Annotated in this window: 12 protein-coding genes; 9 read left to right on the plus strand and 3 right to left on the minus strand. The window is 54.4% G+C overall.

Annotated elements, in window-relative coordinates:
* Positions 1-13: 13 nt before the first annotated feature.
* Complete coding sequence (locus ACN0RL_RS04360) at positions 14-1,300, minus strand: DEAD/DEAH box helicase (protein WP_417514081.1); 1,287 nt, start codon at positions 1,298-1,300, stop codon at positions 14-16.
* A gap of 6 nt (positions 1,301-1,306) precedes the next feature.
* Positions 1,307-1,861 carry an elongation factor P hydroxylase gene (locus tag ACN0RL_RS04365; RefSeq protein WP_417514083.1) on the minus strand — a complete coding sequence of 185 codons (555 nt, stop codon included), beginning with the start codon at positions 1,859-1,861 and terminating at the stop codon, positions 1,307-1,309.
* Positions 1,862-2,046: 185 nt separating this feature from the next.
* Between ACN0RL_RS04365 and dsbD the strand changes: the two genes are divergently transcribed.
* Entirely contained in the window at positions 2,047-3,939 is a 1,893-nt protein-coding gene (gene dsbD, locus ACN0RL_RS04370; protein WP_417514085.1) for a protein-disulfide reductase DsbD, read from the plus strand.
* 26 nt (positions 3,940-3,965) lie between these two features.
* On the opposite strand, the gene tusA is transcribed toward dsbD, so the two are convergent.
* A complete protein-coding gene (gene tusA / locus ACN0RL_RS04375; protein WP_417514087.1) occupies positions 3,966-4,205 on the minus strand; it encodes a sulfurtransferase TusA in 240 nt (79 codons plus the stop codon).
* A gap of 85 nt (positions 4,206-4,290) precedes the next feature.
* Between tusA and ACN0RL_RS04380 the strand changes: the two genes are divergently transcribed.
* The 8 genes from ACN0RL_RS04380 (at position 4,291) to ACN0RL_RS04415 (ending at position 12,606) form a co-directional block, all read left to right on the plus strand.
* Positions 4,291-4,581: an antibiotic biosynthesis monooxygenase family protein gene (locus ACN0RL_RS04380; RefSeq protein ID WP_417514089.1), complete on the plus strand. Its 291-nt coding sequence runs from the start codon at positions 4,291-4,293 to the stop codon at positions 4,579-4,581.
* A 366-nt stretch (positions 4,582-4,947) separates the two neighbouring features.
* Entirely contained in the window at positions 4,948-6,378 is a 1,431-nt protein-coding gene (gene ccoN / locus ACN0RL_RS04385) for a cytochrome-c oxidase, cbb3-type subunit I (RefSeq protein WP_417514091.1), read from the plus strand.
* Positions 6,379-6,392: 14 nt separating this feature from the next.
* Entirely contained in the window at positions 6,393-7,001 is a 609-nt protein-coding gene (gene ccoO, locus ACN0RL_RS04390) for a cytochrome-c oxidase, cbb3-type subunit II (RefSeq protein WP_417514093.1), read from the plus strand.
* Between the two features lie 4 nt (positions 7,002-7,005).
* A complete protein-coding gene (locus ACN0RL_RS04395) occupies positions 7,006-7,191 on the plus strand; it encodes a cbb3-type cytochrome oxidase subunit 3 (RefSeq protein ID WP_417514095.1) in 186 nt (61 codons plus the stop codon).
* A complete protein-coding gene (ccoP, locus tag ACN0RL_RS04400; RefSeq protein WP_417514097.1) occupies positions 7,188-8,078 on the plus strand; it encodes a cytochrome-c oxidase, cbb3-type subunit III in 891 nt (296 codons plus the stop codon). Before ACN0RL_RS04395 ends, ccoP begins: the two co-directional genes overlap by 4 nt.
* A gap of 132 nt (positions 8,079-8,210) precedes the next feature.
* Positions 8,211-9,641 (plus strand): cytochrome c oxidase accessory protein CcoG, encoded by a 1,431-nt coding sequence (gene ccoG, locus ACN0RL_RS04405; protein WP_417514099.1) that lies wholly within the window; start codon positions 8,211-8,213, stop codon positions 9,639-9,641.
* Positions 9,642-9,688: 47 nt separating this feature from the next.
* Positions 9,689-10,204: a FixH family protein gene (locus ACN0RL_RS04410; protein ID WP_417514101.1), complete on the plus strand. Its 516-nt coding sequence runs from the start codon at positions 9,689-9,691 to the stop codon at positions 10,202-10,204.
* Positions 10,201-12,606, plus strand: coding sequence for a heavy metal translocating P-type ATPase (locus ACN0RL_RS04415; RefSeq protein WP_417514103.1), 2,406 nt, complete (start codon positions 10,201-10,203; stop codon positions 12,604-12,606). Before ACN0RL_RS04410 ends, ACN0RL_RS04415 begins: the two co-directional genes overlap by 4 nt.
* The last annotated feature ends 4 nt before the right edge of the window (positions 12,607-12,610 follow it).

Raw genomic sequence — 12,610 nt, forward strand, 5'->3', positions numbered from 1 at the left:
AATTCCCGTCGAATCAGTTCCTGCGTGGCCGCGGGCTGCGCCCACCGGGGCCCCGTCCACCCTGCCCCTGGGAGGGGCGGCGGCCGCGCTTGCGGGTAATGGGCGGATTATCCATTTCGGCCATCAACTCTTCTTCCGGAACGGTTGTTTTAAGCTTCTGGCCGATGTACTTCTCAATCGCCGGAAGACCAAATGAATCGTCCTCGCCCGCAAAGCTGACGGATACGCCGGTTTTTCCTGCCCGGCCCGTGCGCCCTATGCGATGCACATAATCTTCAGCGCTGTCTGGCAGGTTATAATTGAAAACGTGGGTAACACCGTCCACATGGATACCACGCCCGGCGACATCGGTAGCCACCAGCACCTGAATGCTGCCTGCCTTGAACTGATCCAGGGTTTTCAGGCGTTTGGCCTGGGCAATCTCGCCGGACATAAGGGCTACTTTAACGCCCTGGTTGCGCAGATCCTCTTCAAGATCCCGGCATTGGTCCCGTCGATTGGCAAATACCAGCGCCTTGTCTACTTCCGGCCGCTTGAGGTAATTCACGAGCACTGGTAATTTCTCGTCGTCACCCACCATGTAAACCGTTTGCTCAACCCGCTCAGCCGTTTTCTGCTCCGGCTCGATTTCCACAAATTCCGCGTTATTAGTCCACATAGAAGCAAGGTTCAGAACGTCCTGATTGAACGTCGCACTGAACAGCAACGTCTGGCGTTCATCCTTGGGAGTGCATTTTCGGATAATGCGCTTCACATCAGGAATGAACCCCATATCAAGCATCCGGTCTGCTTCATCAAGGATCAGAATATCGATCTGGTCAAGAAATACATCCTGTGAACCAAGGAAGTCGATCAGACGGCCAGGGGTGGCCACCAGAATATCCACAACACCGTTGTGAAGTTGTTCGCGTTGTTTGTCGTAATGCATGCCGCCAACAACCGTAACGACCTTGTGGCCGGTATGCTTGCACAGCTCCTCGGCGTCTTTGGCGATCTGCATGGCAAGCTCGCGGGTCGGAGCCAGCGCAAGCACACGGGGCTCGGAAGCAAAACGGTCGTTTTCAGGTATCGGGGTCTCCAGAAGGCTCTGGATGGCGGTAATGAGAAACGCCGCCGTTTTACCGGTTCCGGTCTGGGCCTGACCGATCAGGTCCTGACATGCCAGCGTCCAGGGCAGAGTCTCCGCCTGTATCGGTGTGCAGTATTCAAAACCTATGGCAGCAATGGCGTCCAGAAGGCGCTTGTCCAGATTCAGGTCGCTGAATCTCAGATCGCCGGTGTGCTTTGGGTCAGATGTCATGGAGTCTCAGTTTGCCTCGTAATGTTCTTTTGCGGAATATAAGGGAACCACACGCCCGACATCATCACGCCAGGCTGCCTTGAAAGTATTACCGGTTCCATAAAACGATTTCAGCGTATCAAAAAAGGACTGCGCCCGCTCAGGAAGGCCGTTGGCTAGATAGTCTTCTGCCTGATCCAGCACCCCGCTCCGGAAGCTGCTGTCATCACACGCACCATCTCCGGACAGGTTATCCACGCTGATGTGAAAGCACGAGCCGGCGGCTACTGAAAACAACCACTCTATGGCCTGTGGCTTTATCTCTACTTGCTCAAAATAACGCTGCTGCGTGGCTGTCCGGCCGTCCGGACAGTACCAGTAACCATAATCGTGAAGTGTGCGCCTGTGCTCACCTGCAATACACCAATGACTTATTTCATGCAAAGCACTGGCATAATAGCCATGGGCAAAAACAACCCGTGCCGGTTCTGTGGCACTTCCTGCAGGCAGGTATTCAGGTTCTTCGCCGCCTCGGACCAGAGTTGTCCGGAAATCTTCCCGGAACAGGTCATTAAACAGCATGATAAGATCGTTTGTACTGTGATTCATTGGGAAGCTATTGTGCGACTTTAACGCGCCTATTGCCAGAGGGAACTTTCGCCGGGCCACTGTGTCCACTGGCTTCCTGAACATTGCCGGGCAGGCGGCTCGCCTAACAAAGCCATCTGTTCTTTTTTACATGAACAAACCGGGAAACTGTGCATTCAATGAGAGTTCTATCCACCACGTCCGACAGTATCCACCGCCTCTCGGGGCCATTCAGCCTTGTACTCCTGTTGGTACTGCTGCTGACAACCACCAATACATCCTGGGCGCTTGGCAGCAACAACTCCCTTTTCGGCGGCCAGGGCAACCAGTTTCTCCCGGTAGACGAGGCACTCCCATTCAACCACACGACTGATGGCAATGCTGTGGTGCTGTTTTGGGACATAACACCCGAACATTACCTTTACCGGGATCGTATCAGCATCAAAGCCCTGGATGAGCGCATCGGCACTGGCGCCATAGAATTCTCAAGCCCGGGAACTGAAACTGAAGACGATTACTTTGGAAAAACCACTGTTTTCTTTGACCCTGTTGAAGCCAGGGTTCCGGTAACGCTGCCTGAGAATATCCGCGAAGCCCGATTCGAGGTAACCTATCAGGGCTGCGCAAAGGCCGGCCTTTGCTACCCGCCCCAAACCCGTGAAGTGCTCTACTACCAGAGCCAGGATGCCGGTTCTGGTTTGCAGCAATCCGGGCAAAGCAGCCTGCCCCCACGAACAGACACCAGCTCTGCAACCGGGCTTGCAGGCTTCCTTTCAGAGCAGTCGACGCTCGTAATTGCCGGCGTTTTCCTTCTTTTGGGCCTGGGGCTGACGTTTACACCCTGCGTGTTACCTATGGTGCCGATCATCTCATCACTGGTATCCGGTCAGAACACACGGACAACCGGGCATGCGCTGTTACTCTCTGGCAGCTATGTGCTAGGGATGGCCCTGACGTATGCAGGAGCCGGCGTGCTCACCGGGCTACTCGGAGCAAGCTTCAATCTGCAGGCCCAGCTTCAGTCACCCTGGGTACTCAGCATTTTCGCGTTGATGTTTGTGGTGTTTGCCCTGTCAATGTTCGACCTGTTCGAGATTCAGCTCCCGCGCTTTATCAGCCAGCCGCTGAATGACGCAAGCCAACGACTCACTGGCGGCCGGGTTGTCAGTATATTTGGCATCGGCGCCCTATCCGCACTGATCGTATCGCCCTGCGTATCTGCTCCACTTGCCGGCAGCCTGCTTTATATATCCACAACGCAGGATGCCGTCATTGGCGGCATTGCGCTTTTTTCTCTCGGGCTCGGCATGGGCATCCCGCTTATTCTGGTGGCCGTGGGTGGGCGCACTCTTTTGCCAACGACAGGGCACTGGATGACCACCGTCAAACACTTCTATGGCGTTATGCTGATTGCCGTAGCCATCTGGTTGATTGAGCGTCTGGTCCCGGGCTGGCTAGGGCTGACACTCTGGGGCGGACTGCTTGCCATAACCGGCGTTCAACTGGGAGCTTTCGACGCAGCCAAAGCTGGCTGGGAACGCACCCGAAAAGGCGTTGGCCTGATCTTTTTCGCCTACGGCCTCGCTCTGCTGGCGGGGGCAATTGGCGGGGCAAACGACCCTCTGGCCCCGCTGGATCCCTTTATCGCAAAAGCCAGCACGTCCGGACCATCAGGCTCGGCTATTCCCTCTGATAACAGCCACGCAGATTTTGCCCGGGTAGAGAGCCCTTCAGAAATTGAGGCAATGCTGTTACAGGCCAGACAACAGGGCCAGCCGGTTGTGCTGGACTTCTATGCAGACTGGTGCATTTCCTGCAAAGTCATGGAACGTAACGTATTCAGTGATGCCAATGTGGTTCGCGCGCTCAGCCCGTTCACGCTGCTACAGATTGATATGACAGACAACACGCCAGCCCAGCAGGCAATGCTGGACAGCCTGGGATTATTCGGGCCACCGGCCATTCTGTTCTATGACAACACTGGTGAAGAAATGACACAGCAACGGGTTCTGGGAGAAATGGACCGGGACCAGTTCATGAATCACATCAATGGCCTGAGCCCTGCTATCTGAAAACCTGCAAACCCCGGGAAACCGGTTCAGGCACCGCGACGTATGTAATAAACAAACCGGTCGCCCTGCTCTGCGTGGTCAATCAATTCATGCCCCAGAAACTGGCAGAATCTCGGCACATCGCGGGTTGTTGAAGGATCTGTTGCAGTGACTCTGAGAATTTCCCCCGGTGCCACATCCTTGATGCGATTGTGAAGCATCATAACGGGCTCGGGGCAAAACAGCCCGCATGCATCCAGCTCGGCATCATACTCGGCAGCGGTCACAATACCTCTCCTTCTATGGTCGTCTGTTTTTCAAGAAATACGTGCTAAATTACTGTTTATACCATTAAAACATCTGGAGGTTTGCATGATCCGGGTTCTGATTGAACGCCATATAGCCGAATCACTCGAAACTGCTTACGAGGAACGCTCGCGCAGAGTTCTGCAACAGGCAGTTGCAGCCCCGGGATTTATTTCCGGCGAAACACTGGTTGACAGCCACGATGCCAATCACCGCATCACTCTGGCCAACTGGCGCTCCGAAGCGGACTGGAACCGCTGGTACCAATCTCCCGATCGTCGCAATCTGATGATAGAGCTGGTGCCGATGATGGACAAGGACGAAACCATAACGGTGCTTCAACAAAGCGGTGTTTGACCAGTACCGGCCCATAGTGCAGCGACCCGATGAGCACCAGCAAGAGCTTTTCGGGCTTGCCGATAACGTCCTGCACTAAGCGAAGGCCCGAGGGCGCAATCAAACTGTTATAGCTGGAAAATAAAGCGGTTTCTCCCTGCTCAATGCTGCGTTTTTTGTTCTTAATCAATTTTACCAAGTTCAACTTGCACGCCTCCGGGGCTATGATAGAGCCTCAGCTCGCAAAGCGTTAGGGAACAACGCCATGCTACTGATTCGGGCGCATTTGATGGATGTCAGGAGTTGATCCGCATCATTGCAAACAGCTAATGGTTTCTCCATACTTGCGCCCGCATAATTCCCCACTCTGAACCCATTGGTAAGGCTATGAGCACACAAAATCCGAACCTGACATATAACTACAAGGTGGTGAGACAGTTCGCCATCATGACAGTGGTATGGGGTATTGTTGGCATGGCGCTGGGCGTGTTGATTGCAGCACAACTGGTCTGGCCATCCCTCAACCTCGATCTGCCGTTTACCCATTTCGGTCGCCTCAGACCGTTGCATACCAACGCTGTTATCTTTGGCTTTGGTGGTAGTGCCCTGTTTGCGACATCATATTATGTGGTTCAGCGCACCTGCCAGACACGCCTGATTTCTGACAAACTTGCAGCCTTCACCTTCTGGGGCTGGACTGCGATCATTGTGTCTGCGGCAATTACCCTGCCAATGGGTTTGACCAGTACCAAAGAATACGCAGAACTGGAGTGGCCGATTGATATTGCCATTGCCGTGGTCTGGGTTGTCTATGCTCTGGTGTTCTTCGGCACCATTACCAAACGCAGCACTCCCCACATTTATGTGGCCAATTGGTTCTATGGCGCTTTCATCATTACCATTGCAGTACTGCACATTGGTAACAACCTGGCATTGCCGGTCAGTGCTTTCAAGTCCTACTCTGCTTATGCCGGTGTAACCGACGCAATGATGCAGTGGTGGTACGGCCATAACGCCGTAGGCTTCTTCCTCACTGCTGGCTTCCTGGGCATGATGTACTACTTCGTTCCCAAGCAGGCCGGACGCCCTGTCTACTCGTACCGCTTGTCGATTGTTCACTTCTGGGCACTGATCGCCACGTACGTGTGGGCCGGTGGCCACCACCTGCACTACTCTGCTCTGCCAGACTGGGCCCAGACCGCCAGCATGATCATGTCCCTGATCCTGCTCGCTCCGTCGTGGGGTGGCATGATCAACGGTATGATGACCCTCTCCGGAGCATGGCACAAACTGCGCACCGACCCCATCCTGCGCTTCCTTGTGGTTTCCCTGTCGTTCTACGGCATGTCCACCTTTGAAGGCCCGATGATGTCCATCAAGACAGTTAACGCACTGTCTCACAACACAGACTGGACCATAGGCCACGTGCATTCCGGCGCTCTGGGCTGGGTTGCAATGATCAGTATCGGTGCAATCTATCACCTGATTCCCAAGCTCTGGGGTCTCAAGGAAATGTACAGCACAAGCCTGATCAACGTGCACTTCTGGCTGGCAACGGTCGGCACTGTTCTGTACATCGTCGCAATGTGGGTTAATGGCATCATGCAAGGCCTGATGTGGCGTGCAGTCAATGATGACGGCACCCTCACCTACAGCTTTGTGGAGAGCCTTGAAGCTTCCTACCCAGGCTACTTTGTGCGCTTCCTCGGCGGTGTCATCTTCCTCGCCGGCATGCTGTTCATGGCTTATAACGTCTACATGACCGTGCGCCAGAAAGAAGCAGCTGCCCAGGACAACGCCGTAGTTCAGGCGGCGTAACGGAGAGAGACCAGATGAAACACGAAATTGTAGAAAAGAATATTGGCCTGATGATTGTCTTTATCATCCTGACCATCAGTGGAGGCTTCCTGGCGGAAGTAGTCCCTCTGTTCTTCCTGAAAAGCGTCAATGAACCCATCGAAGGTCTTGAGCCGCTGTCAGCGCTGGAACTGGAAGGCCGTGACATCTACATCCGCGAAGGCTGTCACGTTTGCCACACCCAGCAAATCCGTCCGTTCCGGGCGGAGACCGAGCGCTACGGGCACTACTCCGTTGCGGGCGAGTTCGTCTACGAGCGTCCGTTCCTGTGGGGCTCCAAGCGTACGGGGCCTGATCTGGCCCGTGTTGGCGGTCGTTATTCGGATGCCTGGCAGCGCCAGCACCTGTATAACCCTCGCAGCGTGGTTCCTGAATCCAACATGCCTGCTTTCCCGTGGCTGTTTGAAGATGTAGTAGATCACAACGGCACCGCAGCCAAGCTTTCTGCCCTGCAGACACTGGGCGTGCCCTACACTGACGAGCAGATCGCCGCAGCAGCAGGTCAACTGGAAGGCAAGTTTGAAATCGAGGCCCTGGTCGCATATCTGCAACAGCTGGGCACCGTACTTTCAGAAAAACGGTGATTTGATGGACATTAACGAGTTACGCGGCGTGCATACCCTTTTAGTGATGGCGGTTTTTATCGGCATCATCTGGTGGGCGTTCAGCGCCCATCGTAAAAAGGCCAATGAAGAAGCAGCCCACCTTCCATTCGATGATGACGAATTGGAAAAGCGTACTCTTGAACAGGAAAAAACGGAGAAAAAACAATGAGTACCTTCTGGAGCATCTGGGTCAGTGTGATCGTGCTCGGTACCGTCTTTGGCTGCTGGTGGCTATTGTTTGCCACTCGCAAGAGCCAGACCACCGATGTAGAAACCGACCGCACTATGGGTCACTCCTTCGATGGCATCGAAGAATACGATAATCCACTGCCCAAGTGGTGGTTCTATCTGTTCGCAGCTACCTGCATCTTCGCCCTTGGCTACCTGGCTCTTTACCCGGGTCTGGGTAACTACAAGGGCCTCCTGAACTGGACATCAACCAATCAGTGGGAAGCAGAAGTAGCCGACGCTGAAGAGAAATATGGTCCAATCTTTGCGCAATATGGTCAGACTCCGGTCGTGGAGCTTGCAAAGAACGGGGATGCACTGAAGATCGGTCAGCGCCTGTTTGCCAACAACTGTGCTGTCTGCCATGGCTCAGCCGCTCGTGGCCAGGTTGGCTTTCCGAACCTGACCGATGATGACTGGCTGTGGGGCGGTTCACCCGAGGCTATTCTGGAAACCCTGCACAACGGTCGAATGGGCAATATGCCCGCAAAAGGTGTAATGCCCAACATGACCAATGAACAGGTCGACCAGGTGGTCAACTACGTTCTCAGTTTCAGTGGTCGGGAAAAGGATGCAGCTGCAGCTGCGGCCGGTGAAGCCGTATTTGCACAAGGCTGTGTCGCCTGTCACGGCCCGGAAGGTAAGGGAATGGAAGCACTGGGTGCACCCAACCTGACGGATAACGTCTGGCTGTACGGCTCCAACTACGAATGGATCAAAGAGACAGTTTTACACGGTCGCCAGAACGAAATGCCTGCACAGGGCGGTCGTCTGTCCGGCGATCAAATCCAGATTCTGGCTGCGTACGTTTACAGCCTCTCTAACTGACTTTCCTGCCGGGCGTTGAGCCCGGCCTGGTCTGTTCAACCCTGTGTCTGCGTGCGGGCACAGGCTTGAAAAGATCAGCACCAGCCTGCAAAGGCACCTGCGCCCGAATCAAGACTCCATCTGGAGATACCCATGAGCAATGAAATCCCGGTCAAACAGGTTGATCCCTCCTCGGAGCCCTCGGGCAAAAAAAAGCCGGAAGAAACCGTAGAGCTATACGCCAGCCGCAAGAAGATCTACGTCAAGGAAGTTAAAGGCCTGTTCCAGCGTATCCGAACGATCAGCCTGCTGCTGCTCATGAGCATGTACTTCCTGTTCGTCTGGCTCACTCTGGACGGAAACCCGCTGATTCATTTCGATTTGCCGGCCCGGGAGTTCCACCTGTACGGGGTTACCTTCTACCCGAAAGATTTTTTCCTGCTTTCAGGCATGCTGATCATCTGCGCCTTTGGCCTGTTTTTTATCACCACCTTGTTCGGCAGAGTATGGTGTGGTTATACCTGCCCACAAACGGTGTGGACATTCATTTTCATGTGGGTTGAAGAGCGCATTGAAGGCAGCCGTAACAAGCGCATGAAACTGGATAAAGCACCTAACTCCAGAGAAAAGCTGGTCAAAAAATCAGCCAAGCATGCAATATGGCTGTTCATAGCATTAATGACCGGGCTGACGTTTGTCGGATACTTCTACCCGATTCGTGAGTTGATCGCCGATATTTTCACTTTCGAGGCCAACGGCTGGGCCTATTTCTGGGTTGCTTTTTTCACTGTAGCTACCTACCTCAACGCCGGATGGATGCGCGAGCAGGTTTGCCTGTACATGTGCCCTTATGCCCGCTTCCAATCTGTAATGTTCGATCCGAACACCCGTATTGTCTCCTATGATCCTAACCGCGGAGAGCCGCGCGGTGGTCGTCGCAAAGAGGTCAAACCAGAAGAAGTTGGTCTTGGTGACTGCATCGACTGCGGGCAGTGCGTACATGTATGCCCTACCGGTATCGATATTCGTGACGGCCTTCAGTATGAGTGCATCGGTTGTGCCCTGTGCATTGATGCCTGTGACGAAATCATGGATAAAATGGACTACCCACGCGGGTTGATTCGTTACACCACCGAAAATGAACTCGAAGGCAAACAGTCGAAACTGCTTCGGCCCCGTACATTTGGTTATGGTGCAGTTTTGACGGCGATGGTCACTGCGATCATATTTGTGATCGCTACACGTGTGCCGGCGCAGATGGATGCACTGAGAGATCGCGGTACACTTTTCAGCTTTAATGGCGAAGGGCGCATTGAGAATTCCTACACCCTGAAAATTGCCAACATGTCAGAAGTCCCGCAGACCTTTACGCTTTCTGTAGATGGCCTGGATGGCATTCGCATTCTGACTCAGACGCAGGTAACGGTAGACAGCGGCGAAAACCGCTCGCTGCCGACCGTTGTGGATGTCCCGCCGGAGTCTATTCCACAATCAAACAACGAAATAATCTTCCATGCACAGTCTGAAACGGATGCTTCACTGAAGCTGGAAACCGAAAGCCGATTTGTCGGTCCAACGAGATGATCCTTCGGGTCACCGTTGGTAACCTGTAAAAGACGAGACTGAGCACTATGAAGCAAGAAGTACCCGTAGCACCCTGGTATCGGCAGCCCTGGTTCTGGTTTCTGACCGTGGCACCGCTGTCGGCAATTACCTTCAGTATGTTCATGCTGGTCGTAGCATCGAACATGGACGATACGATGGTAACCGACGACTATTCAAAAGAAGGCCGGGGCATCAACCTGGAAATAGCCCGTGATCAGACAGCCAAAGATATGGGTCTGAGCGCAGACATGGTATTCGAGGACCGCAGCATTCTGCTGAATGTTAAGACTCAGCAGGGGCCTGCGGATTTTCCCTATCTGGTGCTTAACCTGTTTCATCCGACGCTGTCACAGAAGGATCGAACCATCCAGTTCCGGAGTGACGGCAACGGCCATTATACCGGGACCATGCTGCAGGATATCGACGGCCGCTGGTATTACGACCTTCGTGGACCGGACAATCAATGGCGCCTGAAAGGTGAAGCATGGCTGCCCGCCAAAGGCAACCTTCATATGGGTCCGGAAGGCTCCGCGAAAGGGTGACCCCCCTGGATTGTTTCCATTGCGGCGAACCGGCAGACGGTGAGCCGCCGATTACGCTTCAGATTGATGGCCAGGCCCGTTTTTTCTGCTGTCAGGGCTGCAAAGCCGTGTGTGAAACCATTCATAACGAAGGTTTGACCGGCTTTTATCAGCTTCGCACTGAAACAGCGGTGACGCCCCGTCAGCTGACAGACTCCGAGCTGGACCGGCTCAGGGAACTGGATCATCCCCTTGTGCAGCAGGCCTTCGTTGCTCCGGTTAAGGGCGGCCAGGAAGCTCAGCTTTTGATCGGGGGCATTACCTGTGCCGCCTGTATATGGTTGCTTGAAAGCCATATGAAAAAGCAACCGGGCGTACTCTCCTTCTCTGTAAACCATACTACCCAACGGGCACGGCTCGTATGGGCTCAGGACAAAGCTTCCCTGAGTGATTTGCTGATCGCTATTCACGAGCTCGGCTACACCGCCCGCCCCTATCAGTCAGACGCAGTTGAGGATCAACTGAAAGCAGAACACCGCTCTATGCTGATCCGGCTGGCCATTGCCGGTATTGGCACCTTCCAGAGCATGATGCTGGCGTTCCCTCTTTATTTTGAGCTGATCAGTGGTCTGTCGCCGGAATTTGTGTCGTTTTTCCGCTGGTTCAGCCTGCTGGTAGCGACACCGGTTGTGCTATACAGCGCAGCACCTTTTTTCCGCAATGCAAAGCGCGATATCAGAACCCGGCACCTGACCATGGATGTGCCTGTAGCAATCGCGATCGGTCTTGCCTACCTTGCCAGTGCCTGGGTCACCGTTATGGGCGGTGAAGAAGTTTATTTTGAATCCGTTTGTATGTTCACGTTCTTCCTGTTGCTCGGCCGCTACATTGAGGTACAAGCCAGATACCGTGCCGGGCTTACAGGCAACGCTTTGGCCGGGTTTCACCCTACCGTTGCAACCCGGGTGAACGGTGAAAACACGGAAATCATACCCGCCCATCAGGTAAAATCAGGTGACGTGGTTCGAATCAGGCCTGGCGAAACCCTCCCGGTAGATGGTGTTATTCTGCGGGGCCAATCCACTCTCAACGAATCCGCACTGACCGGCGAGTACCTCCCGGAAACCCGCGTACCCGGAGATACGGTCCATGCCGGAAGTATCAACGGGGAAAACTCGCTGGACGTTCAGGTGGAAAAGTCCGGAGCCCAGACTCGCCTGTCCGGCATCCTCCGGATACTGGATCGCGTGCAATCTGAAAAGCCTCCCGTCGCCCGTATGGCGGATCGCATTGCCGGAAAATTTGTCGGGCGTGTGCTTATTCTTGCCCCCGTAGTCTGGATCGGTTGGTGGCTTGCGGGAGCAGACAATGCGTTCGATATAACGCTTTCCGTCCTGGTAGTGACTTGCCCCTGCGCCCTCTCACTCGCAACGCCTACCGCTATAACCTCGGCTACCGTGAAATTACGGCGCCTTGGGTTTCTGCCCACCCGGGGCCATGCACTTGAGACCATGAATACTATCGATACTGTGGTTTTCGATAAAACCGGCACTCTGACCCGGGGCGAGCTGAGCCTTATTGATATTCGTGTTGTCGGCAGCAAGGACAAAGAGACCTGCCTGCGATTGGCAGCCGGCCTCGAACGCCATTCAGAGCATCCGATTGCGAGGGTGTTCCACAACCGCCCGGCTACCACTATCGATCATGTGAGCAACCATCTGGGCGGCGGGCTTTCAGGCCACTCTGGTAATCAGTCGTTCTTTATTGGCCACAGGGAATTTGTAGCGCAACATTTGAGTGCGCAGGAACCTGAGTCTGGCACGTATTCGGGCATGGAAATCTGGCTGGCTTCAGATGATGAGTGGCTTGCCTGTTTCCGGCTGGATGACCAGCCTCGGGAAGACGCCGCACAAGCGATCAAAGCCCTGCAGGACGCAGGGATTCGCACGATTCTTCTTAGCGGTGATCGATCCGGCCATGTCCGCCAGATTGCTGACATGCTGGGCATCAACGAAGCGATTGGCCAGGCCTCGCCGGAACAGAAACTGGACGTTCTGAACACGCTGAGATCGGAGGGGCGCCAGGTAATGATGGTGGGAGACGGCCTGAACGACCTCCCGTCCATGGCAGGAGCTGGCATCTCTGTCGCCATGGGATCGGCAGCGGACCTCACTCAGCTAAAGGCAGATGCGGTTCTGCTGAACGGCCAGCTGATGCAATTGGTAGCAGCGCTGGATACCAGCCGCCAGACGCGGAAAATCATTCGTCAGAACATGACATGGGCACTCGTGTATAACGTCTGCGCTCTTCCGCTTGCAGCCGCCGGCCTGGTTCCACCCTGGCTGGCAGCAATTGGCATGTCACTCAGCTCACTGATTGTTGTACTTAATGCTTTGCGCCTTGGCGCACAAGCTACGCCCTGATAAC

The sequence above is a fragment of the Marinobacter sp. genome (genome assembly GCF_048259445.1).
Classification (GTDB): Bacteria; Pseudomonadota; Gammaproteobacteria; order Pseudomonadales; family Oleiphilaceae; genus Marinobacter.

Excerpts from the sequence above, each read along its gene's own strand:
- ACN0RL_RS04360 (WP_417514081.1), bottom strand. The coding sequence starts at position 1,300 with ATGACATCTGACCCAAAGCACACCGGCGATCTGAGATTCAGCGACCTG.
- ACN0RL_RS04365 (WP_417514083.1), bottom strand. The coding sequence starts at position 1,861 with ATGCTGTTTAATGACCTGTTCCGGGAAGATTTCCGGACAACTCTGGTC.
- dsbD (WP_417514085.1), top strand. The coding sequence starts at position 2,047 with ATGAGAGTTCTATCCACCACGTCCGACAGTATCCACCGCCTCTCGGGG.
- ACN0RL_RS04380 (WP_417514089.1), top strand. The coding sequence starts at position 4,291 with ATGATCCGGGTTCTGATTGAACGCCATATAGCCGAATCACTCGAAACT.
- ccoN (WP_417514091.1), top strand. The coding sequence starts at position 4,948 with ATGAGCACACAAAATCCGAACCTGACATATAACTACAAGGTGGTGAGA.
- ccoO (WP_417514093.1), top strand. The coding sequence starts at position 6,393 with ATGAAACACGAAATTGTAGAAAAGAATATTGGCCTGATGATTGTCTTT.
- ACN0RL_RS04395 (WP_417514095.1), top strand. The coding sequence starts at position 7,006 with ATGGACATTAACGAGTTACGCGGCGTGCATACCCTTTTAGTGATGGCG.
- ccoP (WP_417514097.1), top strand. The coding sequence starts at position 7,188 with ATGAGTACCTTCTGGAGCATCTGGGTCAGTGTGATCGTGCTCGGTACC.
- ccoG (WP_417514099.1), top strand. The coding sequence starts at position 8,211 with ATGAGCAATGAAATCCCGGTCAAACAGGTTGATCCCTCCTCGGAGCCC.
- ACN0RL_RS04410 (WP_417514101.1), top strand. The coding sequence starts at position 9,689 with ATGAAGCAAGAAGTACCCGTAGCACCCTGGTATCGGCAGCCCTGGTTC.